This is a genomic window from Mesorhizobium sp. ESP7-2 (assembly GCF_020164715.1).
Classification (GTDB): Bacteria; Pseudomonadota; Alphaproteobacteria; order Rhizobiales; family Rhizobiaceae; genus Mesorhizobium.
In genome coordinates, this window is the sequence record NZ_JAIUGQ010000005.1 from 193,321 (window position 1) to 218,924 (window position 25,604).

The 25,604-nt window shown below is 62.9% G+C and carries 25 protein-coding genes; 12 read left to right on the top strand and 13 right to left on the bottom strand.

The features are described from left to right. Nucleotides 1-98: 98 nt before the first annotated feature. Genes LB543_RS07775 through LB543_RS07785 form a run of 3 tightly spaced genes read right to left on the bottom strand, consistent with a single transcriptional unit; the run spans nt 99 to nt 3,281 of the window. A complete protein-coding gene (locus tag LB543_RS07775; RefSeq protein WP_224613663.1) occupies nt 99-950 on the bottom strand; it encodes a sugar phosphate isomerase/epimerase family protein in 852 nt (283 codons plus the stop codon). A 34-nt stretch (nt 951-984) separates the two neighbouring features. Beyond that, nucleotides 985-2,172: a Gfo/Idh/MocA family protein gene (locus LB543_RS07780; protein WP_140756420.1), complete on the bottom strand. Its 1,188-nt coding sequence runs from the start codon at nt 2,170-2,172 to the stop codon at nt 985-987. A 53-nt stretch (nt 2,173-2,225) separates the two neighbouring features. Next, on the bottom strand, nt 2,226-3,281 hold the full coding sequence (locus tag LB543_RS07785) for a sugar phosphate isomerase/epimerase family protein (RefSeq protein ID WP_224613664.1): 1,056 nt from the start codon (nt 3,279-3,281) through the stop codon (nt 2,226-2,228). Between the two features lie 400 nt (nt 3,282-3,681). Between LB543_RS07785 and LB543_RS07790 the strand changes: the two genes are divergently transcribed. From LB543_RS07790 to LB543_RS07810, 5 genes are all read left to right on the top strand, one after another. Further along, nucleotides 3,682-4,569: a sugar phosphate isomerase/epimerase family protein gene (locus tag LB543_RS07790; protein ID WP_140756423.1), complete on the top strand. Its 888-nt coding sequence runs from the start codon at nt 3,682-3,684 to the stop codon at nt 4,567-4,569. Between the two features lie 59 nt (nt 4,570-4,628). Continuing rightward, nucleotides 4,629-5,798 carry a mandelate racemase/muconate lactonizing enzyme family protein gene (locus tag LB543_RS07795; protein WP_224613665.1) on the top strand — a complete coding sequence of 390 codons (1,170 nt, stop codon included), beginning with the start codon at nt 4,629-4,631 and terminating at the stop codon, nt 5,796-5,798. Between the two features lie 2 nt (nt 5,799-5,800). After that, the gene (locus LB543_RS07800) at nt 5,801-6,520 is read left to right on the top strand and encodes a FadR/GntR family transcriptional regulator (protein WP_224597411.1); all 720 of its coding nucleotides are present in this window, start codon (nt 5,801-5,803) and stop codon (nt 6,518-6,520) included. Between the two features lie 14 nt (nt 6,521-6,534). Then, nucleotides 6,535-7,515, top strand: coding sequence for a hydroxyacid dehydrogenase (locus LB543_RS07805; RefSeq protein WP_140756498.1), 981 nt, complete (start codon nt 6,535-6,537; stop codon nt 7,513-7,515). A gap of 93 nt (nt 7,516-7,608) precedes the next feature. After that, nucleotides 7,609-7,944, top strand: a complete 336-nt coding sequence (locus tag LB543_RS07810) for a hypothetical protein (protein WP_224613666.1) — start codon at nt 7,609-7,611, stop codon at nt 7,942-7,944. Between the two features lie 23 nt (nt 7,945-7,967). Here the strand turns inward: LB543_RS07810 and LB543_RS07815 are convergent, their stop codons facing one another. Further along, nucleotides 7,968-9,263 carry an amidase gene (locus tag LB543_RS07815; RefSeq protein ID WP_224613667.1) on the bottom strand — a complete coding sequence of 432 codons (1,296 nt, stop codon included), beginning with the start codon at nt 9,261-9,263 and terminating at the stop codon, nt 7,968-7,970. 115 nt (nt 9,264-9,378) lie between these two features. Between LB543_RS07815 and LB543_RS07820 the strand changes: the two genes are divergently transcribed. Further along, a complete protein-coding gene (locus LB543_RS07820) occupies nt 9,379-9,726 on the top strand; it encodes a GFA family protein (RefSeq protein WP_140756432.1) in 348 nt (115 codons plus the stop codon). A gap of 106 nt (nt 9,727-9,832) precedes the next feature. On the opposite strand, the gene LB543_RS07825 is transcribed toward LB543_RS07820, so the two are convergent. Beyond that, nucleotides 9,833-11,047 (bottom strand): MFS transporter, encoded by a 1,215-nt coding sequence (locus tag LB543_RS07825; RefSeq protein ID WP_140756434.1) that lies wholly within the window; start codon nt 11,045-11,047, stop codon nt 9,833-9,835. Nucleotides 11,048-11,228: 181 nt separating this feature from the next. Here LB543_RS07825 and LB543_RS07830 point away from each other — a divergent pair, with 181 nt between their 5' ends. Continuing rightward, nucleotides 11,229-12,200 carry an AraC family transcriptional regulator gene (locus LB543_RS07830; RefSeq protein ID WP_140756435.1) on the top strand — a complete coding sequence of 324 codons (972 nt, stop codon included), beginning with the start codon at nt 11,229-11,231 and terminating at the stop codon, nt 12,198-12,200. A 116-nt stretch (nt 12,201-12,316) separates the two neighbouring features. Beyond that, a complete protein-coding gene (locus LB543_RS07835) occupies nt 12,317-12,748 on the top strand; it encodes a DUF4437 domain-containing protein (RefSeq protein ID WP_140756437.1) in 432 nt (143 codons plus the stop codon). Nucleotides 12,749-12,755: 7 nt separating this feature from the next. Here LB543_RS07835 and LB543_RS07840 read toward each other — a convergent pair whose 3' ends face one another. The 7 genes from LB543_RS07840 to LB543_RS07870 form a co-directional block, all read right to left on the bottom strand. Then, a complete protein-coding gene (locus tag LB543_RS07840; RefSeq protein ID WP_140811619.1) occupies nt 12,756-13,859 on the bottom strand; it encodes an ABC transporter ATP-binding protein in 1,104 nt (367 codons plus the stop codon). Next, entirely contained in the window at nt 13,859-14,962 is a 1,104-nt protein-coding gene (locus LB543_RS07845) for an ABC transporter ATP-binding protein (protein WP_140811620.1), read from the bottom strand. The genes LB543_RS07840 and LB543_RS07845 overlap by 1 nt, the downstream gene beginning before the upstream one ends. Continuing rightward, nucleotides 14,959-15,180: a hypothetical protein gene (locus LB543_RS07850; protein WP_140756443.1), complete on the bottom strand. Its 222-nt coding sequence runs from the start codon at nt 15,178-15,180 to the stop codon at nt 14,959-14,961. The genes LB543_RS07845 and LB543_RS07850 overlap by 4 nt, the downstream gene beginning before the upstream one ends. After that, nucleotides 15,177-16,133 (bottom strand): carbohydrate ABC transporter permease, encoded by a 957-nt coding sequence (locus LB543_RS07855; protein WP_140756445.1) that lies wholly within the window; start codon nt 16,131-16,133, stop codon nt 15,177-15,179. The genes LB543_RS07850 and LB543_RS07855 overlap by 4 nt, the downstream gene beginning before the upstream one ends. 1 nt (nt 16,134) lies before the next feature. Beyond that, nucleotides 16,135-17,040, bottom strand: a complete 906-nt coding sequence (locus LB543_RS07860) for a carbohydrate ABC transporter permease (RefSeq protein WP_140756447.1) — start codon at nt 17,038-17,040, stop codon at nt 16,135-16,137. A 65-nt stretch (nt 17,041-17,105) separates the two neighbouring features. Beyond that, nucleotides 17,106-18,422, bottom strand: coding sequence for an ABC transporter substrate-binding protein (locus tag LB543_RS07865; RefSeq protein ID WP_140756449.1), 1,317 nt, complete (start codon nt 18,420-18,422; stop codon nt 17,106-17,108). Nucleotides 18,423-18,788: 366 nt separating this feature from the next. Next, complete coding sequence (locus LB543_RS07870; protein ID WP_224613668.1) at nt 18,789-19,466, bottom strand: TetR/AcrR family transcriptional regulator; 678 nt, start codon at nt 19,464-19,466, stop codon at nt 18,789-18,791. Between the two features lie 98 nt (nt 19,467-19,564). Here LB543_RS07870 and LB543_RS07875 point away from each other — a divergent pair, with 98 nt between their 5' ends. The 3 genes from LB543_RS07875 to LB543_RS07885 are packed head-to-tail and all read left to right on the top strand — an operon-like array spanning nt 19,565 to nt 22,054. Continuing rightward, entirely contained in the window at nt 19,565-20,761 is a 1,197-nt protein-coding gene (locus tag LB543_RS07875) for a Tm-1-like ATP-binding domain-containing protein (protein WP_224613669.1), read from the top strand. Between the two features lie 9 nt (nt 20,762-20,770). After that, on the top strand, nt 20,771-21,634 hold the full coding sequence (locus LB543_RS07880) for a phosphoenolpyruvate hydrolase family protein (RefSeq protein WP_224597432.1): 864 nt from the start codon (nt 20,771-20,773) through the stop codon (nt 21,632-21,634). 3 nt (nt 21,635-21,637) lie between these two features. Then, nucleotides 21,638-22,054: a cupin domain-containing protein gene (locus tag LB543_RS07885; protein ID WP_224613670.1), complete on the top strand. Its 417-nt coding sequence runs from the start codon at nt 21,638-21,640 to the stop codon at nt 22,052-22,054. 208 nt (nt 22,055-22,262) lie between these two features. Here LB543_RS07885 and LB543_RS07890 read toward each other — a convergent pair whose 3' ends face one another. Further along, nucleotides 22,263-23,453 (bottom strand): M24 family metallopeptidase, encoded by a 1,191-nt coding sequence (locus LB543_RS07890; protein ID WP_224613671.1) that lies wholly within the window; start codon nt 23,451-23,453, stop codon nt 22,263-22,265. 361 nt (nt 23,454-23,814) lie between these two features. On the opposite strand from LB543_RS07890, the gene LB543_RS07895 reads away from it, so the two are divergent. Continuing rightward, nucleotides 23,815-25,425, top strand: coding sequence for an ABC transporter substrate-binding protein (locus LB543_RS07895; RefSeq protein ID WP_224613672.1), 1,611 nt, complete (start codon nt 23,815-23,817; stop codon nt 25,423-25,425). Nucleotides 25,426-25,604 lie beyond the last annotated feature (179 nt).

The following is a 25,604-nucleotide window of genomic DNA, read 5'->3' on the forward strand; positions in this document are numbered from 1 at the left end:
AGAATTGTGTTACTCATGTCGTCAGTTTGAACTGTTACCTATGTTGCCGGTTGCACAAGGGGGGCGCGAAGGATCGCCGCCGCAACGTGATCGGCTTCCTATCCCGCCTTCTTCCACCCGTTCTTGATATGCCTATACCCTTCGCGATAAACCGCTTCCGGCGTTTCGGAAAAATCGCGCCACACTTTCGTCGCCGCGGCCAAATCCTTGAGCGAGCGCCCGAACGCCTCGATGGTCAGCCAGTCGTCGTAGCCGCTCTTGCGGATCGCCGCGAAGGTTTCTTTCCACGGAATGTTGCCGCGTCCCGGCACGCCGCGATCGTTCTCCGATATGTGGATATGAACGATATTCCTGCGGTGCTTCGTATAGGCGCCGATCGGGTCAGCTTCCTCGATATTGGCGTGGAACGTGTCGTACATCGCCTTGATGTGCGGCCGGTCGATGGCGTCGATATGCTCCGACAGGTCGGCCATGGTGTTGAGGAGATAGCATTCGAAGCGGTTCAGCGCCTCGAGCCCGATGGTGATGTTCCGCTTGCCGGCATGGTCGCCGATGGCGCGCTGCGAGGCGATCGAGCGCTTTTTCTCGGCGGCGGTCGGCCCGGACCCGGAAAAGGCGCCAAGCGTCGAATGCAGCGGTCCGCTCAGCGTGCTGGCGCCAAGCGCATCGGCGCAATCGATGGCCCATTTCATGTAATCGACGCCAGCCTTGCGCGTTGCCGCATCGGCCGCAATCAGGTTCATCGCCGGATCGCCCATCGCTGAAACAGCGGTCCGCTCCAGCCCGATACGGTCGAGCAACTCGCCCAGTTTCCTGTAGTCGTCCGGCGTGCCGGCGAAGATCGGGATCTCGACACCGTCGAAGCCGGTTGCCTTGATGTCGCGAAGCAACGGCTCGTGCTTCTTCGATACCGCCGTCGTCCACAAGAACATGCACATGCCGATTTTCATCGACCCCTCCCCATTCCCGCTGGCTAGGCGCCCCTTATAGCTTGGTCCACGCCCCATTCTTCTTCGAAGACTTCACACAGGCTTCGATGAAAGCCATGCCTTCGACGCCGTCCTGGATGGTCGGGAAGACGACATCCTTTGCCGGCTTGCCGCCCTTCTTGCGTGCCGCGCGGATGGCGCGTGCTGCTTCTTGATAGATGTTGGCGAAACCTTCGAGATAGCCCTCGGGATGGCCTGAGGGAACGCGGCTGACACGGCCTGCCACCGGCAGCGCACCGGCGCCGTTGCGGGTGATCAATTGTTTCGGCTGGCCGAACGGCGTGTACCAGAGATAGTTGGGATCGGCCTGCACCCATTCCAGCCCGCCCTTCGAACCGTAGATGCGCAGCTTCAGGCCGTTCTCATGACCGGGCGCCACCTGGCTTGCCCAGATCATGCCCTTGGCCGGATGCGTTTTTCCCGTCGGCTTGAAACGCAGCATGACATTGACGTTGTCGTCGAGCAGCCTGCCCGGCACGAAGGCATCGAGATCGGCCGACAGGGAGTCGAGTTCGAGCCCGCAGACGAAGCGGGCGAGGTTGTAAGCATGGGTGCCGATATCCCCGAGCGCACCGCCGGCACCCGCCTGCTTGGGGTCGCCCCGCCATGAAGCCTGCTTCTGGCCGGTGGCGGCGAGGTCCTCGGTCAGCCAGTCCTGCGGATACTCCGACTGCACGATGCGGATGTCGCCGAGGACGCCCTTGGCCACCATCTCGCGGGCCTGCCGCACCATCGGGTAGGCGGTGTAATTGTGGGTGAGTACGAACACCTTGCCGGTCTTCTCGACTATCGCCGCGAGCTTCTTGGCTTCGGCCAGCGTGGTCGCCAGCGGCTTGTCGCAGATGACGTGGATGCCTGCCTCCAGGAAAGCCTTGGCCGCCGGCACATGCACGTTGTTGGGGGTGACGATGGCCACCGCCTCGATGCCATCCGGGCGCTTCGCCTCGGCCTTGGCCATTTCGGCGTAGGACGCATAGCTGCGTGAGGGATCGAGCCCAAGTTCGGCGGCCGAGGCTTTCGCACGTGCCGGGTCGGACGACAGGGCGCCCGCGACCAGCACGAAATCATTGTCCATGCGTGCCGCGATCCGGTGCACCGCACCGATGAAGGCGCCTTGTCCGCCGCCAACCATGCCGTAGCGGATCGGGCCGCCTCCCGTTTCCGACTTCGATGCGCCAACCATGTTTTTCTCCCTCGTATGAGATGCCCCTCCCCCGAGGGGAAGCGAAAGCGGTGTCAAATTCCCATCATGGCGCGCAGCAGCTTCTTGTCCGTGGTGCCGGCGGCGAAATCGTCGAATGCCTTCTCCGTTACCCGGATGATGTGGTGCTGGATGAAGGGCGCCCCTTCGGCCGCACCGTCCTCCGGATGCTTCAGGCAGCATTCCCATTCCAGCACCGCCCAGGAATCGTAATTGTACTGCGTCAGCTTGGAGAAGATGCCGCCGAAATCCACTTGCCCATCACCGAGCGAACGGAAACGACCAGCGCGGTTCGTCCAGCTCTGGTACCCGGAGTACACGCCCTGCCGTCCGGTTGGATTGAACTCAGCGTCCTTGACGTGGAAGGCCTTGATACGCTCGTGATAGATGTCGATGAATTCGAGATAGTCGAGCTGCTGCAGCAGGAAGTGCGAAGGGTCGTAGTTGATGTTGCAGCGCTTGTGGCAGCCGACCGCGTCGAGGAACATCTCGAAGGTCGCCCCGTCGAACACGTCCTCCGAGGGATGGATTTCGTAGCCGACATCGACACCATTGTCCTCATAGGTGTCGAGGATCGGCTTCCAGCGTTTGCCGAGTTCGCCGAAGGCTTCCTCGATCAGACCGGCGGGCCGCTGCGGGAAGGGATAGAGGTAAGGGAAAGCCAGCGAGCCGGTGAACGACACCGAGGCATTCAGCCCGAGATTGCGCGACGCCTTGGCACCGAACTTCATCTGTTCGACGGCCCATTCCTGCCGCGCCTTTGGGTTGTTGTGTACCGATGGCGGCGCAAACCCATCCATCTGCGCGTCATAGGCCGGATGCACCGCCACCAGTTGCCCCTGCAGATGCGTCGACAATTCGGTGATCTCGACGCCCGCATCGGTGCAGATGCCCTTCACCTCATCGCAATAGGCCTTGGAAGACGCCGCCTTCTCGAGGTCGAACAAGCGCGCGTCCCAGGTCGGGATCTGCACGCCCTTGTAGCCGAGACCGGCGGCCCATTTGGTGATCGACGCCAGCGAATTGAACGGTGCTGCATCGCCCGCGAACTGCGCCAGAAACAGTCCAGGGCCCTTCATTGTCGTCGGCATCGGCATCCTCCTCGTTTTGTCACGACCAAGCATAGCGCCTGAGGGGAGCAGGGCCAGTCACTTTGGTCTTTTCGCGTCGGACACTCTGCCGACACTGCCATTCTGGTATGACCAAATAAGGCAATTTGGTCAAGTCTCGGAATGCGCCGAAAAGGCTCGCCGAACACGCAAAATAACGGCACATATCGCAATGTAATCAACAAACTAATCCACCATGGAAGTTGCGCCGCCACAGTTGTTGCCGTCTCGAAGAATTTGCTGTAGACCTCTTTTCAGGCCCAATTGGTCGAACCAGTTTGCAAGAAAAGGCTGGGGATGCCTTGGGGAGGAACCCTTGCGTCGTCTTTCGGCGATGCATGTCGCAGGCAAACCATACGGACGAATCTGGGAAGGACAGACCATGCATCTCTCGACGCACAACTGGATGCGCGCGGAACCCCTCGAGACGACGCTCAAGCGCATCAAGAAATTCGGCTATGAGTCGATCGAGATTTCCGGCGAGCCCGCGCAGTACAAGACCAAGGAGACGCGGGCGCTGCTGAAGGAGCATGGCATCCGCTGCTGGGGCGCGGTGACCTTGATGCTGGGTGAACGCAACCTCGCCGCCAGGAACCAGGGCCAGCGCGAGCGCTCCGTGCAATACGTCAAGGATGTGCTGACGATGGTCAGCGAACTCGACGGCGAGATCATCACGCTGGTTCCGGCAACCGTCGGCAAGGTGGTGCCGGACGGCACCGAGGAAGAGGAGTGGAAGTGGGTGGTCGACGCGACCCGGGAATGTTTCACCCACGCCAAGAAGGTCGGCGTCAAGATTGCCGTCGAACCGCTCAACCGCTTCGAAACCTATCTCTTCAACCGCGGCGCCCAGGCGCTGGCGCTGGCTGATGCGGTCAGCCCCGAATGCGGCGTCTGCCTTGACGCGTATCATATCCACATGGAGGAATTTAACGTCCATGACGCCATCCGGCAGGTCGGAAAGCGCCTGTTCGACTTCCATGTCGCCGACAACAACCGCTTTGCCGCCGGCCTCGGCCAGATCGACTGGCCAAGGATCGTCGGGACCCTGAAGGAAGTCGGCTATGACGGCGCGCTGACCAATGAGTTCGTCGCCCCGGTCGATCGCACACCGGCAGCACCCTATCCCGAAATGGTCGAGCGCCACCCGGTCGATATCTCGCCCGAGCAGCTGAAGTTCATCCAGGATCATGGCTCCAGCGTGCTCACCGAAAAATTCTACACCGACCAGATGCGCATCACCGCCGAAACGCTGCTGCCGCTGATCAAGTAGTCGATTGCCTCTGGGAATTTGCCCTTCCGCCCTGGCCGGCGGCAGGGCTGGGGAAGAATATGCGCATCAAGACAGTCCAGGCCTGGTGGGTCCGCGTCCCGATCGAAGCCGCGAGGCAGCACCGCAGCGACTTCGGCCAGGTGACGACCTTCGACGCCGCCATCCTGCGCATCGAAACCGATGACGGGCTGGTCGGCTGGGGCGAAGGCAAGAACGCAGCCGGCAGTGCCGGCAGCTACGGCGCCCTCGTCCACATGCTGAACCACGAGGTCGGGCCGCAGTTGATCGGCCGAGATCCGGCCGACATCGGCGTCATCTGGGAGATGCTCTACAACGGCGTACGCCATGAGACCGCCGCTCATGCCGGCCACGCCATGCCGCAATTGGCGAGGCGCGGCATGAGCGTCGCCGCCATCAGTGCCGTCGACATCGCGCTCTGGGACATCCTGGGCAAGTCGCTGGGACAGCCGGTCTGGCGGTTGCTCGGCGGCCGCAAGGCCGATCGCATGCAGGCCTATGCCTCCGGCGGCTGGGCGTCGGCCGATGCCATCGGCGAGCAATTGAAATCCTACGCCGCCAAGGGCGGCTTCAAGGCGCTGAAGATGCGGGTCGGCGCCATGGATGGAGCGGCACACATCTCCGCCGCCCGCGTGCGCGCCGCGCGCCAGGCGCTCGGCCCCGACGTCGAGTTGATGGTCGATGCCCACGGCACCTATACGGTGGCCGAGGCCAAGCGCTTCATCCATCTGGTCGGCGATCTCGATCTCGCCTGGTTCGAGGAGCCTGTGATCGCCGACGACAAGCCGGGCATGGCAGAGGTGCGAGCCACCGGCGCGGTTCCGATCGCCACCGGCGAAAGCGAGGCGACGCGCTATGCCTTCCGCGATCTCGCCGTGCTCAAGGCCGCCGACATCTTCCAGCCGGACCCGGCCTTCTGCGGCGGCATCAGCGAGGCGATGAAGATCGGCACCATTGCCAGCGCCTTCAACCTGCGTTTTGCACCGCATCTATGGGCCGGCGCGCCATGCTTCTTCGCCGGGCTGCATGTCTGCGCGGCGTCGCCTTCGAGTTTCACGGTCGAATATTCGCTCGGCGCCAACCCGATGATCCACGATCTGGTCGAAGAGACTGTCGAAGCCAAGGACGGTATGATAGCGATCCCGGAAAAGCCCGGATTGGGATTCACCATTTCTGAGCGATTCCTGGAGGCGCACGCGCAACGCAATTGATTATGAAAGAAAAGAACCTTCTAGCGGAACTCGCCGCCTATCTGTTCTCCCACTCGGACAAGGAGAGCGGCCGCACGCCTTCCGAACGCGAATTGGCTGAGCATTTCGGCGTCAGCCGCGGCCAGATCCGCGAAGCGCTCGCCATCCTCGAAGCCATGCGCATCGTCGAGCGCCGCGCCAAATCGGGCATCTACATCGACACCAAACAGGCGAGCGTCGAGGCGCTGGCGCTGTTTGCACGCGCCGGCCTGCCGCTCGATCCCCTGCAGATCTATGAGACGGTCGAGTTGCGCAAGATCCATGAGATCAAGGCCGCCGAGCTTGCCTGTTCGCGCGCCACCGAAGAGAATTTCGAGCGCCTGCGCGAGATCCTCAAGGCCTCCGAGGAACGCATCGCCGCAGGCGAAGGCCTTGCCAAGGAGGACCGCGAATTCCACCTCGAAATCGTGCGCGCCACCAAGAACAGCGTTTTCCACAACATCTGCAGCGTCTACTACCTGATGGGCGAGCAGCGCCTGCCGATCTATTTCAACGATCCCGAACGCAGCGTGCGTTCGCATGCCGAGCATGTGCAGATCTACGAGGCGCTGCTGCGCCGCGACGGCAATCTCGCCCAGGCGCTGATGAGCGCCCATCTGCAAGGCGCGGAAAGCTACTGGAAAGGCCTGATCGAAGGTGGCATGGCGGCTTTGCCCGCGGGCGCGGCGCTCGAAAAGGCCTGACCGTGACCCAGACCATGCCAAAGATCCTGTCGACGCATCCGCTGCACCCGCGCGCCTCGGCCAGGCTGGCGGGCGCTGGTCAGCTCGTCATCGCCTCCGCGCTCGATGCCGCCACCTTGACCAGGGAGGCCAAGGACGCCGATATCGTCATCGTGCGCGCGCCACTGCCGCCGGCATTGTTCGAGGGCGCCTGGAAGCTTAGGGCCGCGATCCGCCATGGCGCCGGGCTCGACATGATCCCGATGGAAGCGGCCGCGGCAGCCGGCGTGCTCGTGGCCAACGTGCCGGCGGTCAATGCCCGCTCGGTCGCCGAGCATGTCATGTTCACCGCGCTTGCACTGCTGCGGCAGTTCCGCAGGGTCGACCGCGACCTGCGCGCCAAGGGTTGGCTTGCCGGACGCGAGCATGCCAACTCCAACATCGAACTCGCCGGCAAGACCATCGGCATCGTTGGTCTCGGCGCCGTCGGGCAAGCCGTCGGCCATATCGCCGCGCACGGCTTCGACCTGAGAGTGGTGGCAACGACGCGCAGCATGCAGCCGGCGCCGGAAAAAGTCGGCTTCCTGTCGATCGACGCGCTGGTCGAGCAGAGCGACATCGTCGTGCTCTGCTGTCCGCTGACCCCGGAGACGCGCGGCCTGATCAGCCGAGAGCGCATCGCCCGCATGAAACCCAACGCATTGCTGATCAACGTGTCGCGCGGGCCGGTCGTCGATGATGACGCGCTGATCGACGCCTTGCGGGAATGCCGCATCGGCGGGGCCGCGCTCGACGTTTTCTCGACGCAGCCGCTGCCACCAAATCATCCCTATTTCGGCTTCGACAATGTCATCATCACCCCGCATATGGCGGGGATCACCGAGGAATCGATGATGCGCATGGGCGTCGGCGCGGCGGGCGAAGCCTTGCTGGTGCTGGCGGGCAAACTGCCGGTCAATCTGCGCAATCCGGAAGTGGTCGATCATTACCGGCGGCGGTTTCCGGCGCAGATATAGCATCGCGGTTTCGCCCCAATTCTCCGCGACGTTTAGGCGATGTCCTGTCTTCGCCTTGCAGTTCTGATTGCCGCAACTTCCTCTGTCAGCATCTTGCCGGCATACGCGGCAGCCGAGAGCAGCTATGTCTATTGCGACAACGGAATGCGCTGCTTCAAGGCACCCTGTCCATCGGGCAGCGCGCGCGATCTTGTCTCCGGCACGATCATCAAGGATGTGTCGATCGACACCAGCGGATTGCCGCAGGCCGACAAGGCGATAACCGATCAGTCTGACGTGCTTTATAGCGGAAAGATCGTGGTCAGGGGCTCGATCGAACAGCGCACGCAGACCATCACCGGCAAGAACTACAGCCTGCCCTGGCTGGTCGCGACCCGTATCGTGCGCACCGCCAAGGACGGCGAACGCAAGCACTGTTCATCGCACTGATCCGTCGCTGCGACTCACGCCGATCAACCAGCCAGCAGCCTCTCCACTTCAGCGGCGATCCTCAGCAAACGATTGTCATGGCCTTTGCGCGCCACCAGCATCAACCCCATTGACAGCGATGTTCCCGGCATCGGCAGCGAGATCGCGCAGAGGTCGAATTGGTTGGCGACCTGCGTGTTGCGCAAAAGCAGGCCTTCGATACGATCACGCAGTTCGGCATCCTCAGCCAGGGAAGCGATGGTCGGCGCCGTCACCGGCGTGGTCGGTAAAGCCAGCACATCGATCGACGCCAGCCGCTCATCCATGGCGGCGGCCAGCGCGGCACGGCGGCGGAGCGCCCTGATATAGACCGGCGTCGGCAGCAGCGCCGCCCGCGACAATGGCCCGCTGACATGCGGGTCGACCGACACCGACGCCCCTGCCGCCAGCCAGTCGGCATGCACTTCCGCGCCTTCCATCGCCGCGATGGAACCGCGCTTGGTGGCCACGCGCAAATCCCCGATCATGTCGTCAATCGACAGATCCGCAATGCGTGCGCCAGTCGACCCTATCTTGCCGAGACAATGCTCGAAGGCCGCGGCAATCTCGCCTTCCGTGTCGCCGAAGAGAACGCCGCGCGGAACGCCGATGCGAAGCCCGGCGAGTGGAATGGCCGCCAATTCGTTCCGCACCTCGCCGGCCATCACCGCGTCGGCGGCGGCGCATTGCGAGACGGTTCGGGCAAGCGGCCCGACCGAGTCCAACGTGCCCGAAAGCGGAAAGGCGCCAGAAAGCGGCACACGCCGCGCCGTCGGCTTGAAACCGACGACACCGTTCAAGGATGCTGGAATGCGGATCGAACCCCCGGTGTCCGAGCCGATCGAGATTTCGCTCGTCCCCTCGCCCACAGACACGCCGGCGCCGGACGACGACCCGCCTGGAATGCGGCTGGCATCGACGGCATTGCCGGGCGTGCCGTAGTGCATGTTGTCGCCGATCGCGGTGAAGGCGAATTCGGTCATGTTGGTCTTGCCGATGATAACCGCGCCGGCCTGGCGCAACCGGCCGACGATGGCGGCGTCGCGCTGAGCCGGCGCAGCGGTCCTGCGCATCAGCGAACCGGCCGTGGTCGCTTCGCCGGCGACATCGAACAGATCCTTGATCGAGACAATGGTGCCGTCGAGCGGGCCAAGCGTCACGCCGGCTCGGCTGCGGGCATCGCTGGCGTCAGCCGCGGCCCGTGCGGCTTCGGCATAAAGCTTCGTATAGACCTTCTCGTCGGCCGCACGGTTGGCAAGACGTGACAGGATGATTTCGAGATGGTCGCGGATTGATTGCATGTCGATGTCGGACTCCGCCAGGATAGAACGCCCTTGGGGCAAGCAGCCGCCAGGCCTGCCGAAGGGATAACCCGGCCAGCGTGCCTTTGCACCTGCCAGCGATAGGAAGATACTGATGCTGTACAAGGGCAGTTGCCACTGCGGCAAGGTTGCGTTCGAGGTGGAGGGCGAGCTTGAGGGCGTCGTGCGCTGCAATTGCTCGATCTGCGCCCGCAAGGGTGCGCTGCTATGGGCCGTGCCACATGACAAGCTTACCCTCGTCGCCTGGGGCGATGACCTGGGCCGCTACACATTCGGCGGGGCGAAAATAGCGCACCGCTTCTGCCGATCCTGCGGCATCCATCCCTTTGCCGAAGACACCAGCGAAGGCGGCGAACGAAGCGCCTACGTCAACGTCAATTGCGTCACCGGTCTCGACCCGTCCGCCTTGTCGATCTTCGAGTTCGACGGGCGGGCAGTCTAAGCTTCCCAGGACCCCGTCGACCACTATTCGTTCAACGCGGCCTCAAAATAACGACGGCCCGAAAACCGCAGTGGTTCTCGGGCCGTTGCGTGGCTGTTGGGAGAGGCTATTCGGCCTGCTTCGGGCCGCGCAGGAACACCACGATCGCTGCCAGCAACGTCGCCGCGCCGCAATAGGCAAAGGCGCTGGCGACGCCGGCATGGTCGACCAGCAGGCCGCCGAAGACGGCGCCCATGGCAATCGCGACCTGGAAGGTCGCCACCATCAGTCCGCCGGCGCTTTCAGCCTGGTCGGGCGCTGCCCGCACCAGCCAGCTCTGCAGCCCGACCGGCACCGCGCCGAAGGCAAAGCCCCAGGCCGCGACGGCGGCGGCGGCGATCATGGGCGAAGCGCCAAGGATCAGCATCGAGGCGGCCGCCAATGCAATCAGCAAGGGCGCCAGTGCCACCGCGGCCTTGAGGTTGCGCTCAGCCAGGATGCCGCCAGCGATGTTGCCGAAGAAACCGCCTATGCCGTAGGCCAGCAGCACCAGCGAGATCGTCTCGATGTCGAGCACCGGCACCTTCTCGAGGAAGGGACGGACATAGGTGAAGCCGGCAAAGTGCCCGGAGGCGACCAGCAGCACGACCAGCAAGGCAACCCTGATCGACGGTCGCTCCAGCACTTCGAGCAAGGTGCGGAAGCTCGCGACGCCCACCGGCGGCAGCTTCGGAATGGTGGCCAATTGCACCAGCAGCGCCAGCGCCCCGACGATGGTCGCGATCATGAATGCCGTGCGCCAGCCCCAGACGTCGCCGACATAGGCGCCGACAGGAGCCGCGGTGACGGTGGCCAGCGACACGCCGGTGAGGATGATCGACATGGCGCGCGGCATCAGCCGCATCGGAACCAGCCGCAGCGCCATGGCCGCCGACATCGCCCAGAAGCCGCCGAGGGCCACGCCGAGCACGACTCGGGCAAGCAGAAGCATGGGCAGCGACGAGGCAAAGGTGGCAAGAAGGTTGGACAGGATGAGGAACACCGTCAGCATCCACATCACCAGCCTGCGGTCCATGCGCCTTGTGATGATGGCCATGGTGGGAGCGGCGATGGCGCCGACGATGGCGGTTGCCGTCACCGCCTGCCCGGCCACGCCTTCGCTTACGCCGAGATCGCGCGCCATCGGCGTCAAAAGGCTGGCGGGCAGGAATTCGGCGGTGACCAGACCGAATACGCCAAGGGCGAGCGAGACCACGGCGCCCCATGCCGGCTCCGTTCGCTCTTCCTGATCTGCGGGGTTCAATAGGGCAGCGTCGATGACGCCCGTCGCGGGTTCGGCCATGGTCAGTCTCCGATCTGTTTGCGGCGCCACATAGAAAATGACCGGCCCGGGCTCCACCCGTTACATGCCTTGCCGTCATGGCTTGGCTATGCGGCCAGTCGTCGGTTTGTTTGCAGCGCAGCATTGGCTGCAATGCAACATGGGAGTGACGAGCTGGAGTTTCCATGCTAGAAACACCAGAATGAATTACAATTCGTCCAAAATGACACAGCCGACTTCTGGCGATCCGCTGACCGACATGCTGCGCGGGTTACGGCTCGACGGCGTCGACTATGGCCGCTGCGTGCTGGGCGAGCCCTGGGCCGTTTCCTTTCCCGCACAGAAGGCGGCGCGGTTTCATTTCATCGGCCAGCAGGGTTGCTGGCTGTTCTCGCCGGCCAAGGAGTGGATCGAACTCTCCGTGGGTGACGCGCTTCTGATCCCGCGCGGCGACGAGCATGTCCTGGCCAGCGCGCCCGGCGTGCCCCCGGTGCCGATCGGCCGCTACACGATCGAACCGGTGTGCGAGAATATCTACGACGTCTCCAACGAGTGTGGCGGCCCCAAGACCTTGCTGTTTTGCGGCAGCATGCATTTCAATCTCGATGGTTCGCACCCGCTGCTCGACATGATGCCCAACCTGATGCAGGCGCATAAGCTGATGGCGAACGCGCCGGGTATCCAGCATCTGCTCGACGCGATGGCCGGCGAGGTGACGATGGACCGGGTCGGCTCCGGCGGGATTCTTGCCCGCCTTGCCGATGTGCTCGCCGCCACGATCATCCGCTCCTGGGTGGAGAACGGCTGTGGCGATGCGACCGGCTGGATCGCCGCCGTCCGCAATCCCGACGTCGGCAAGGTGCTGGCAACCATCCACCTGCAGCCGGATCGCGATTGGAGCGTCGAGGCGCTGGCGCGGACGATGGGAGCCTCGCGCTCCGCCTTTGCCCAGCGCTTCGCCACGGTGGTCGGAGAGACACCGGCCAAATATGTGCTGCGCGTGCGCATGCACCAGGCTAGGCAATGGTTGGCCCGGGATGGCATGAGGGTATCGGTGGCGGCGGCGAAACTGGGCTATGATTCGGAAGCATCCTTCAGCCGCGCCTTCAAGCGGGTGATGGGTGTGGCGCCGAGCCATCTGCGCCACATTGGTGCCGGCGACGAGCCGTCCTGACGTCAGGCAGCCAAATCGCTCCAATCCTTCTCGGCTGGAGGAATTGCCAAGTCTTTTGGACGCAGCGTCATTGCCGGCCGGCTTCCGGCGGATAGTCTGGCCGTGGAGGAAATCCCATGGCCAATCATTTCGCACCGCTCGCGCTTGCCGCCCTGTCGGTCGTTCCCGGACGCGCCTTTGCCCTCGAGGACAGCTATCTACCGGCAGGCAAGATCCCTTACGTCGCCGAGGCTCCTGACCAGCCGCAGCGCCTCGGACCGTTGTGGGGCGAAAGGTCCAAGGGCCCTGCCGGAACATTGCTGAAAGTTCCGGGCAACTGGCGCGCTCCTATTCACGCGCACACCGCCGACTATCGTGCCGCGGTCATCCAGGGTCTTTGGGCGCATTGGCAGATGGAAGGCGGTGAAGCAACCAAGGTCGAACTGCCACCTGGATCCTACTGGACCCAGAAGGCCAATGAGATGCATGACGACGCCTGCCTCTCGCAGACGGAATGCGTGATCCTGTTGATCAACGACACGCCATACGAGACCTATCTGCCGAAATAGCCGCGCCCTATGACGCGTGGCGCAAGCTGACACCACTGCCCTTGTCGAACAGCACCACCTTGTCGGGGTTCCAGGCAAAGCGCACCGGTTGCTCGATCGCGACATCGGTCCTGGCCGGCACCGTGGCGCGCAACAAGGTGTCGCCGACGCGGAGCGTCAGGATCTTCTCCACGCCATGGTTCTCGACATCATGGACGCGTGCCTCGACCGGTGCGCCGCTCTCCAGATAGACGTCCTCCGGACGGATGCCGAAGACCAGCGGGCGACCGTCAGTCGTCGCACGCGCCCCTGCCCCCGCAAAAGTCTTGGCCGCCCCCGCAAAGGGCAGTTCGAAATTCAATGGCGCCATCACCGCGCGGCCGTTCACCAGCCTGCCGTCGATGAGGTTCATCGGCGGCGAGCCGACGAAGCTCGCTACATAGGTGTCGCGCGGATTGTTGTAGATCTCGTGCGGCGTGCCGGTCTGGATGATGCGGCCGTGGTTGAGCACGCCGACCTTGTCGCCCATCGACATTGCCTCGATCTGGTCGTGAGTGACGAACAGGAAGGTGGCGCCGAGCTGTATCTGCAGGTTCTTCAACTCGGTACGCAGCGCCTCGCGCAATTTGGCGTCGAGCGCCGACAGCGGCTCGTCCATCAGGAACACGCGCGGCTTGCGCACGATGGCGCGGCCGATGGAGACGCGCTGCATCTCGCCGCCGGACAGCCGGTCGGTCTTGCGGTCGAGCAGGTGCTCGATCCGCAGCGTGCGGGCGGCGCGGTCGACGCGGTCCTTGATCTCGGCGTCCGGCAGCCTGCGGATCTTCGGCTTCAGCGGAAATTCGAGATTCTCGCGCACCGTGTAGCGCGGGTAGAGCGAGTATTGCTGCAGCACCAGCGCCACGTCGCGCTCGGCCGCGCCCCAGTCGGCGACATCGGTGCCGTTGATGAACACTTGGCCTTCCGTCGGCTTTTCGAGACCGGCGATCAGCCTCAGTGTCGTCGTCTTGCCGGCGCCAGTCTCGCCGAGCAGCACGAAGAACTCGCCATCGGCGATGTCGAGGTCGAGGTCGATCAGCGCGGTGTGGCTGCCAAACTTCTTGGTGATGTTCTTCAGTTCGATATGGGCCATTACAGCCTCACCCCCAGCGACTTGCCGCTTGCCGTGTCGAAGAAATGCGCCTGCTCCGGATCGATGCGGACATGGACCTTCTCGCCGGGACCCGAAACGTAGCCGGCCTTGGTGCGCGCGCGCAGCATCTCGGAGCCGACCTTGAGGTCGACGACGTCGAATGATCCCAGCGGCTCGATGATGTTCGCCTCGACCGGCATGTAGCCTGGCGCCGCATCGTGCCGGACGAGCACGCCCTCCGGGCGGATGCCGAGCGTCAAGCCACCGTTGGAATGCCCGTTGAGCTTGGACAGGAGCTGGCGCGGGAACTCAAAGCCCGCCGGCGCGCCGCCGACCGTGACGGCGGCGGCACTGGCATGTTCGGTGACGCTGGCCTCGGCGATGTTCATCACCGGGCTGCCGACGAATTGCGCCACGAACAGGTTCGCCGGGTGCGAATAGACATCGTCCGGCGTACCGACTTGCTGGATGAAACCCTCATGCATGATGACGATCCGGTCGGCCAGGCTCATTGCCTCGATCTGGTCGTGGGTGACGTAGATCGTGGTCGACCCCTGTTTGACGTGCAGGCGCTTGATCTCGGCGCGCATCTCTTCGCGCAGCTTGGCGTCCAGCGCGCCGATCGGCTCGTCCATCAGCATTGCCTTCGGGCGCCGCACCAGCGCTCGGCCGATCGCAACGCGCTGCATGTCGCCGCCGGAGAGCGCAGACGGCCTCTTATCGAGCAGGTCGGTGATGCGCAGGACCCGGGCGACCTCGCGCACAGACTTGTCGACCTCGCCGCTGCTCATGCGCGTGGCGCGCAGCGGAAAGGCGATGTTCTCGAACACTGTCATGTGCGGGTAGAGCGAGAAGGACTGGAACACCATGGCGATGTCGCGGTCGGCGGCCTTGAGGTGCTGCACCGCCTTGCCGTCGATCAGAATGTCGCCCTGATCGATCGTCTCCAGCCCCGCTATCGCGCGCAGCGTCGTGGTCTTGCCGCAGCCAGACTGGCCGAGCAGCACGATAAACTCGTTGTCGGCGATGGCGAGGTTCAAGTTGTGGATGACCTGGACGGCACCGAAGAATTTCTCGATGCCGCGAAGTTCGATCTGCGTCACTGCCGGGCTCCCTCATACGTCGCGGCGCCAGTTTCCTCGCCGCGCTCCGGCGCAATCTTCGATGTGATGTTGAAGCCGATCAGTCCGGCCAGAATGATCGTCACGCCGTAGGAATGCAGGTTGAGGCTCCATGGCTGGCAGAGCGCAACGATGCCCAGAACCATGAGGATCTGCGATGCCGGCAACAGGTACTTCTCGTTGATGGCGCGAAAACTCATTTGCGGATCGCTCCGAACGTCACGCCGCGAAGCAGATGGTTGCGCAGCAGGAAGGTGAAGATCGCGACCGGCAGCAGGAACAGGAAAGTGCCCGCCGCGATCGTGGTCCAGTCCGGCAGGCCGGAGCCGATCTGCGATGGGATGAAGGGCGGCGCCGTCTGCGCGCGGCGATTGGTCATGATCAGCGCGAAAGCGTATTCGTTCCAAGCGGTGATGAAGCAGAACACGGCGGTGGCGGCGATGCCGGTTGCCGCTTCCGGCAGCACGATCTTGAAGAAGGCCTGCATGCGGGTGTAGCCGTCTACCAGCGCCGCCTCCTCATACTCCTTCGGGATCTCGTCCATGAAGCCCTTCATCAGCCAGACCGAGAAGGACAGGTTGAAGGCAACGTAGAGGATGATCAGGCCGATATGCGAGTCGTTGAGGCCGACCACCCGGTACATCAGGAACATAGGGATGGCGACCACCACCGGCGGCAGCATGCGTGTCGACAGAATAAAGAAGAGCAGGTCCGCCTCGCCGGCGATCTTGAAGCGCGAGAAGCCGTAGGCGGTGAAGGTTCCCATGCCCACCGCAAGCACGGTACTGATGACCGCCACGATCAGGCTGTTCATGAACCGGTCGGGATATTGCGAAAGCTGTACGTCCTTGCCGACCTTCAGCACCCTCTCGCCGCCATCATAGATGCGCTTTTCCCACCAGGGCGCGGCCTCGTAGACTTGCGGGTCAACGGCTTTCTGCATCTGCACGCGCTTGGTGAAGAGCCTGATGAACGGCGTCACCTCAGGCTCGAACAGCACGGTAGGCGGCACGCTGACGGCCAACTCCTTCGGCTTGAACGCCGTCGAGGCGATCCAGTAGATCGGCGCCAGGAACATCAGCGTGGCGATCAGCACCGCGGCGATGGCGATGCGGTTGAAAGCGATCTCGGAAGAAGTGCGGACGGCGGCCATGTCAGCGCTCCTTCACCTTGTTGAGGTACTTCACGTAGAGGTTGGTGATGGCCAGCACCATGATCAGCACGATGTAGGCCAGCGCGCAGGACTTGCCTGTGTCCCATTGCTGGAAGGCCTGCTTGTAGAGCCGGATCGCAATCAGCTCGGCTGTCGGCTGGGTCGTCATCGTGTAGGCGATGTCGAAGGTCTTGAAGGCTTCCATGGTGCGGAAGATCAGCGCGATCAAAAGGATCGGCGAGACCAGCGGCAAGGTGATGCGGGTGAAAGTGTACCACCAACTGGCGCGGTCGATCGCGGCGGCCTCGTAGAGGTGCTGCGGCACGGCCGAAAGGCCGGCGAGCGACAGCAGCATGACGAAGGGGGACCACATCCAGATGTCGGTGATCGCGACCGCGTAGAGCGCGCTGTCGGGATTGGAGAGCCAGGCGAAGTCGCCCAGGCCGAAGACATAGTTGATCGGACCCCAGGACGGGCTGTAGAGCAGCTGCCAGAACAGGCCGACGACCGCCGCCGACATCATCATTGGCAACAGCAAGAGCGTGGTGATCAGGCCCTTCATCGGAAAGCTGCGGTTGAGCAGAAGCGCAAGGCCGAAGCCGACGATCATCTGTCCGGCCACCGAAACGATCACGTATTTCGCCGTGATGACGAAGTTCGACCAGATATGGTCGTCGCTGAGCAGCTCGCGATAATTCTGCAAGCCGACGAACTGCCAGGGCTCGCTGCGGTTCGCGGCGAAGTTGGTGAATGAATAGCCGAGCGAATAGATCAGCGGAAAGATGTTGAAGACGATCAGAAAGACCAGTGTCGGGATGATGAACAGGTTGCGGATGGTCAGATCGGACCAGCCGCGGGCAGCGGCCCTGGACGCAGGGTCAAGATTGGTGAGGGCTACTGAAGCCAACGGTTGTCTCCTGAAAACAGGAATGCCGGAGGGGAAACCCTCCTCCGGCATTCTGACTGTGATGCTTACTTGTAGCGGTTGTACTTGGTGAACGTCGCCTTCCAGTCGGCGGTGGTCTTGTCGAGCGCCTCTTGGGCGGTGCCCTTGCCGCCAACCACGAACGGATAGATGTTCTGATTCAGCTGATCGAGCACTTCGGCGTATTCAGGCGTCGCCCAGAAGTCCTTGACCATGAACATCGTGTCGTAGAACGCCTTGTTGTAGGGGGTGGCATTCTGGAAGGCTTCCGACTTCAGCACGGCCTGGCTGCAGGTGTAGCCGCCGAGCTCGGCCCACTTCTTCTGGGTCTCGTCCTTGATGAACCATTCAAGGAACTTCATCGCCTCGTCCTTGTTCTTCGAATACGAGATAACCGAAACACCCTGGCCGCCGAGAGCGGCGAAGCGCTTGCCGTCCGGGCCGGCAGGGTTGGCGAAGAAGCCGGTGACGTCGGCATAGGGGTTGGTGGCCTTGTTCACCAGCGGCGGGAAGAAGGCGAAGAAGTTCATGCTCATCGCGGCGAGGCCGCCGGTGATCGCCTGGTTGTCTTCCACGAAGAAAGTCTTGCCCCAGCCGGGAGGCGTGAACTTGTAGAGTTCCTTGTACATGTCGAGACCGGCGGCAGCCTCTTTGGAATTGGTGATGCCGTCGACCTTGTAGGTTGCGTAGTCGCCGAGATCGCCGCCATAGCTGAAGATGGCGCTTTCGACGCCCATCGCCATCGCGTCATAGGAATTGTCGGTATAGATGGCGACGCCGTAGCGCTTCTGGTCGGGACGATAGAAGAACTCGGCGATGTCGCGCAATTGCGCATAGGTCTTAGGAATATCGAGGTCGTAACCGTATTTCGCCTTGAAGGCTTCCTTCTCCTTCGGGTCCTCGAACCAGTCCTTGCGATAGGACCAGCCGATCGCATCGCCTTCCAGCGGAATCGCCCAGTACTTGCCGGACCCGCCAGGGTATTCGGCATAGTATTTGATGGTCGCGGGCGCCATCACGTCCTTGAGCTTGTGCTTGTTGAAGAAGTCGGTGAGGTCGACATAGTGGCCCTGCGTCGAACCGGCGCCGAGCCATTGCGAGTCGCCGACCACCAGGTCGTAGGCATCGCCATGCGCGTTGAATTCGGTAAAGGCCTTGGTCTGGAAGTCAGGCCACGGCGTGGTCTGTACCGTGACCTTTACGCCGGTCTCGGCCGTATAGTCGTTGACGAGTTCCTGCAGATAGTTAGCCGGATCCCATTCCGCCCAGAAGATGGTGAGTTCCTTGTCCTGCGCGTGGACGGACGTTCCGTAGGCAAGCGTCAGGCCGATACCAGCGAGCACGCTGGTCACTAACTTGCGCATAATGATTTCCTCCCTTGTGCGCGTTCTACCCTGTCATGCGAGGCGGCGACGGAGCCGGCCCTGGTAGTTCCTCCCGTAATCGAACCTTTTCCGGTTCCGAGCCTCCTCGCCCTGCCGGAAAACGTATCTCAGCCCTCCATTTCCGATCCGCTTTTCTTTCCAATCTGGTAGTACCAATTATGAATGCCCGTCAAGCCCTTTCTTGAGCAATGATGCCAGCCAAAGCCATCGAATTCCAGATTTATCCAACTGTTTTCTCTATATTTTCCTACTCATTGATACGTCTTGAGCTCGTGCAGACTTTTGCATCATGGGCGTTATCAGTCGTCGGTAAGCAGATCTGGTAGAACCAGATAAGCGCTATTTCTATCTCGTCGCCAGCGTCATCCCAGCCGTATCGACGGTCGACTCCGCCACCGTCGCGCGCACCAGTGCACTAGCCGCCCATTGCGCGACCGACATCATCCGGCGGCTGTCCAGCCCCCATATATCCTTGAGCACGATCAGCACCTCGACGCCGAAGATCAGCGACAGCGCCTGCGCCAGCCGCTTGAAGTCGCGCGGCGCCAAGCGGCCCTTGAGCGGCGCGAGCGCCTCCTTCAGCAATTCGACGCGATGGCCGCGCGTGAAGGCAGGCTCGCCGCCCAGCGTACCCGCCTGGCGTCGCGCCCATTGATCGAGCGACAGCTTCAACGCTGCCTTGAATGTCGCCTCGAAGGCCTCGATGCGCGGCATGGCCGTATCGAACAGTTCTGCGACCCTGCGCTCGGCATCGGCGGCGGTGGATTTCCAGGTGAGGATCGGCCCGAGCCCCTCGTCGACGACCGCCTGCACCAAGGCTGCCTGGCTCGGGAAATAGCGATAGGCGGTGGCGCGGGACACTTGCGCCGCTTCCGCCACCTCGCTGACCGAAGGCGTCGACCCCGCCTGCATCAGCCTTGTCGCCGTCTCCAGCATCAGCCGTTTCGTACGCGCGCGGGGTCCGCGCTCGGCTCTCTCACCGGTGTCTTCATTCGTTGCGGGTTGTTGACGCGAGACATCCATACCAATACGATACGCGCGTCTCAAAAAATTGCAATGGCCCTCCGCTAGGCCTGGCCATGAGACACACGTATCGCAGCCGCCAGTATTGGGGACCCTTGATGAAGCGCGTCTATGTGGTGGGTACGGCTGACACGAAGGGCGAGGAACTCGGCTTCCTGGCCGATGCCATCGCCGCGACAGGCGCCATCGTTTGCCGTGTCGATGTCGGAACGCGCGAGGCGACAATATCTCCCGACATTGCTGCCAAGGATGTCGCCGCGCATCATCCCGGCGGCAGCACCGCCGTACTCGGCGGCAATGACCGTGGCGCGGCGGTCGCCGCCATGGGCGTCGCCTTTACCCGTTTCATCCAATCGCGAAATGACATTGCCGGTGTGGTCGGCATTGGCGGCGGCGGCGGCACTTCGATCATCACCGCGGGCATGCGTGCGCTGCCGCTCGGCCTGCCCAAGATCATGGTCTCGACGCTGGCCTCCGGCGACACCGCTCCCTATGTCGATGTATCCGACATCATCATGATGCCATCGGTGACGGACATGGCCGGCCTCAACCGGCTGTCTCGTGTCGTGCTGCACAACGCTGCCCAGGCGATAGCGGGCATGGCAGGCAATCCGGCGCCGGCAGCGGACGGCAAAGCGTCGATCGGCCTCACCATGTTCGGCGTCACCACGCCTTGCGTGACCGCAATCGCCGATCAATTGCGCGACATCTACGACTGCATGGTCTTCCATGCCACCGGCACCGGCGGCCGCAGCATGGAGAAATTGGCCGACAGCGGCCTGCTCTCTGGCATCGTCGACATCACCACGACCGAGGTCTGCGACCTCCTGTGCGGCGGCGTGTTGCCGGCGACGCAGGACCGTTTCGGTGCCATCGCCCGCACCAAGCTGCCCTATGTCGGCTCGGTCGGCGCACTTGACATGGTCAACTTCTGGGCACCATCGACCATTCCGGAGCGCTATCGCGGCAGGCTGTTCTATGAGCACAACCCGAACGTCACGCTGATGCGCACGAGCGCGCAGGAATGCCGCGCGATCGGCGAATGGATCGGCACCAGGCTCGCCCATTGCGAAGGTCCGGTGCATTTCCTGATCCCGGAAAAAGGCGTTTCCGCACTCGACATCGAAGGCGGCGCTTTCTTCGATCCGGAAGCCGACGCCGTCCTGTTCGATGCCATCGAGCACACCATCAAGCCGAATGGCAAACGCCGCATCACCCGCCTGCCACTGCACATCAACGATCCGGAATTCGCCATGGCCGCGGTCGCGGCCTTCCTCGATATCGCCAGTCAGTGAGACCCAGACATGCCAGCCATACCGCGCAAGGACATATTGAAGAAATTCCGGGGAATGATCGACAAGCGCGTGCCGATCGTCGGCGGCGGCGCCGGCACCGGCCTGTCGGCCAAGGCCGAGGAAGCCGGCGGCATAGACCTCATCATCATCTACAATTCCGGCCGCTACCGCATGGCCGGGCGCGGCTCGGCGGCCGGCCTGCTCGCCTATGGCAATGCCAACGAGATCGTCAAGGAGATGGCCTATGAGGTCTTGCCGGTGGTCAGACACACGCCCGTGCTGGCCGGCGTCAACGGCACCGATCCCTTCGTCATCATGCCGCTGCTGCTGGCGGAACTTAAGACGATGGGCTTTTCCGGCGTGCAGAATTTTCCGACCATCGGCCTGTTCGACGGCCAGATGCGGCAGAGCTTCGAGGAGACCGGCATGGGCTTCGGCCTCGAGGTCGACATGATCGCCGAGGCGCACAAGCTCGACCTCTTGACCACGCCCTATGTCTTCAACCCCGAAGAAGCGCGCGCCATGACCAAAGCCGGAGCCGATATCGTCGTCGCCCATATGGGCGTGACGACCGGCGGCTCGATCGGCGCCACGTCGGCCAAGTCGCTCGACGACTGCGTCGTTGCCATCGACGCCATCGCCGAGGCGGCGCGCTCGGTGCGCAAGGACGTCATCCTGCTTTGCCATGGCGGCCCGATCTCGATGCCCGACGATGCGCGCTACATCCTCTCCCATGCCAAGGGCCTGCACGGCTTCTATGGCGCGAGCTCGATGGAACGGCTGCCCGCGGAAGCCGCGATCGCCAGGCAGACGGCGGATTTCAAGGCGGTGACGCTCGGCGGTGAGAAGACCGCCAAGAAAACGAAGGGATGAGAGATGGCCGACAAGAGCAAGGTGTTTGTCTACCCGAAGGACGTCAGCGCCTTCGGCTTCGACTGGGGGAAACTATCTTTGACGGTAGCACCTGAAGTGAATGGCGCGATCCGCTTTTCCGGCGGCGTCGTCGACCTGCCCTCGGGCAAGGGCCATACCCGCCACAACCATCCGGGCGCCGAGGAAATCATCTTCGTCATCTCCGGCCATGGCGAACAGATGGTCGAGGACGAGAAGGGCAATCCGGTGGTCGAGAAAGTCTGTCCCGGCTGCACCATCTATGTGCCGGAAAGCCGGTTCCACTCGACACTCAACACTGGTGATCAGCCGATGCAGCTGTTCGTCGTTTATTCGCCGGCCGGGCCGGAGCTTGGGCTGCGGGAGCTGCCGGATTTCAGGCTGATCCCGGCGGGGCAGTGATGAGCTTGGTCGAGGCAGCGCCGCCCCTCATTGTCCTGCCGGACATTTCTCCCCGTATAGAGACGGAGAGAAAGACGCTACCACCGATGCTTTCGTCAATTTTCAACGGTGCAGGACGAGCGCCGAGGTTGCGACAGCTCCCTTCTCCCCGTCCCCATACGGGGAGAAGGTGGCGGCAACCGGATGAGGGGCAGCGCTGACCTCCGGATTAGGCCGTCCCACCCCTATTCCAGCCCCTGCCCCTATCCCCGAACATCACATAGCCACTCTCTGTCACGGCAAGCGTGTCCTCCAGCTTGATGAAGCCGCGCGTCGGGTGAAGCATGGTGGTCTCCACCGACAACACCATGTTTTTCTCCAGCGGCTTGGCCGCGTAGGTGCCTTCATAAGTCACCGGATGGTTGGTCATCAGGAACGGCGCCTCATGCGTGATCAGGCCCATGCCGTGGGCGAAGAAATCCGTGTAGGGCGCGACCTTGGATTTCTTCAGCACGCCCTCGGCGTGAGCGATCATGTCGCCACCCAGCACACCTGCCCTCACCTTCGAAAACGCCGCCTGCTGCACCGTCTCGACCTCGGCCAGCAGATCTTCCAGCTCGGCGTCCGGTTCGCCTAGAATGCCCATCCTGCAGAGGTCGCCGATATAGCCGTGATAATTGCCGCCGGAATCGATCGACAGCACCTCGCCATTCTTCCACGCCTGGCTTGATGAAGCGCGGTTGTGGCTCGAGCCCAGCGTCAGCAGGCAATATTCGAAATGCACGCCGCGATTGGTCTCCTCGCGCCGGAGCTGTTCGATCATCTCGGCTTTGGTCGTGCCCTCGTGCGCCCAGGCGATGGTCGCCAGCATGGAATCGGTGATCAGTTCCGAGGCTATGCGCAGCTTTTCGAGCTCGGCTTCGGTCTTGATGGCACGCATGCGCTCCAGCATGTCGGTCGCGTCGATCAGCTTGGCGTCCGGCAGCGCCTTGCGGATCAGCGCATAGGCGTCCGACGGCAGGAAACCGGGCTCGATGCCGATGCGGGCATCGCCCTTGCCGATCTTCCTGACATGCTCGACGGCAAGATTGGCGGCGTCGAGCGTGCCCCAGCAGGCGGCATGCAGCGTCGGCGTCCAGAACGGATGGTTCTGGTGCTCACCGCCCTCCATGCGGTTGCCGATATAGGCCGCATGATCCGGCCCGCCCTTCTCGTATACGACGAATGGCAAGTAGCGGCTGTGGCCGATCGCATCCATGGCCGCGAAGAAGATGAACTTGTAGCCGCCCAGCAGATATTGTGTGTTGTGCTTGGAGGTCGCGAGCAGCACGTCGATGTCGGCCTCCTCCATCAGCCGGTCGACCCTGGCCTGGTCGAACGGGATATTGCTGACAGCACTCTTGCCCGGCGCAACGTTCATCTCTCTCTCCCTGAATTGCCGGGATCGGCGCTGTTTCGCACCCGATCCGCTGCTCGCGATCAAATCTGCACCATTTTTCTCACTCTGGTCCAGCCAGAAACGTGACGACGGCCGCATTCAGGCGGCACCAAGCCATTATTCGTCCACATATCCGCAAATCTGGTCCTACCAGAAACCTGAATTGAATGAACCTATGCCAAACTGGTCCAGCGGACGGAAATTTCAAAGCCAAGCAATGATGCGCCAATTCCGTCTCTGGCGAAACCCTCGGCAAGGCTCATAATCCCCGCCGCAGGATGCTGATGCACGCGCCGGCGTTCGAGGTCGCGCCTGGTCGGGTCGCGCGGAGAGGACGGAGTTCATGTCAGGTTTCACCATTTCCAGACGCACCATGCTTACGGGCTCGGCAATGCTGCTGGCCTCCACGGCCATGCCGGCACTCGGCTGGGCACAGACACCGAAGAAGGGCGGCCGGCTCGTGCTTGCCGCCGATTCCGAGCCACGCAATCTCAATCCGGCGATCGTCGCCTCCAACGGCGTCTTCTTCATCTCCAGCAAGATCGTCGAGACGCTGGCCGAAGCCTCCTTCGACGGCAAGGACGGGCTCGCGCCACGGCTGGCGGTGAGCTGGGAGGCGGCCGCCGACGGGCTCTCGGCGACGTTCAAGCTGCGCGAAGGCGTCAAATGGCATGACGGCAAGCCATTCACTTCGGCCGACGTCGCCTTCTCGGCGCTGCAGATCTGGAAGCCGCTGCAGAATCTCGGCCGCACCGTGTTCAAGGACCTCAGCGCGGTCGACACACCGGACGATCTGACCGCAGTGTTCAAGTTCGCCAAGCCAACGCCGTTCCAGCTGATCCGAAACGCCTTGCCGGCGTTGTCCAGCGTCGTGCCGAAGCACGTCTACGAAGTCGGCAAGATCGAGGACAACCCCGCCAACAACGCGCCGATCGGTACCGGTCCGTTCAAGTTCGGCGAGTACAAGGCCGGCCAGTATTACCGGCTGACGAAGAACACCGACTACTGGGGCAAGGACGAGCCCTATCTCGATGAGATCATCTATCAGGTCCTGCCCGACCGTACCTCGGCCGCTGCCGCGCTGGAGGCCGAGGAAATCCAGCTCGCGGCTTTCTCCGCCGTGCCGCTGGCCGACCTCGACCGCATTTCCAAGGTTCCCGGCCTGAAGGTCATCACCAAGGGTTATGAGGGGCTGACCTACCAGCTCGTGGTCGAGATCAACCATCGCCGCAAGGAACTGGCCGACCTCAAGGTGCGCCAAGCCATCGCGCATGCCATCGACAAGGACTTCGTCGTCAAGACGGTGTTCCTCGGCTATGCCGCCACCGCCACCGGCCCGGTGCCGAAGAACGATCCGCAATTCTACACCGCGGACGTGCCGACCTATGCTTTCGATGTCGCCAAGGCCAACGCCCTGCTCGACGAAGCCGGCTATAAGAAAGGCGCCGATGGCAACCGCTTCTCGCTCAAGCTCTTGCCCGCCCCCTATTTCAACGAAACAAAACAGTTCGGCGACTATCTGCGCCAGGCGCTCGCGGCAATAGGCATCGATGCGCAACTGGTCAACAACGACTCTGCTGCGCACATTAAGGCGGTCTACACCGACCACGCCTTCGACCTCGCGGTCGGCCCGCCGGTCTTCCGCGGCGACCCGGCGATCTCGACCACCATCCTGGTGCAGAGCGGCATCCCCGATGGCGTGCCGTTCTCCAACCAGGGCGGCTACAAAAACCCTGCGCTCGACGCGCTGGTCACCAAGGCCTCGGAAACGCTGGACACAGCGGCGCGCACCGACCTCTACAAGGAGTTCCAGAAGCAAGTCGCCGCGGACCTGCCCCTGATCAACGTCGCTGAATGGAGTTTTATCAGTGTGGCCAGTGACAAGCTCGGCAACATCGCCAACAACCCGCGCTGGGCGGTTTCGAACTGGGCGGACACGTATTTGGAATCGTGACACACTCACGCGGATGAGAGTTCGCGAGAGAATGGGAGCTTGGGCAAAAGCCGAGTTCCTTCACACCCCCCTCTGTCCTGCCGGACATCTCCCCCGCAAGGGGGGAGATCAGCAGCTTGTCCGCCTCGCCAATTCCGCAACGTCGGCGATTGGCGAAACCGTTGATTATAGCCAATCTC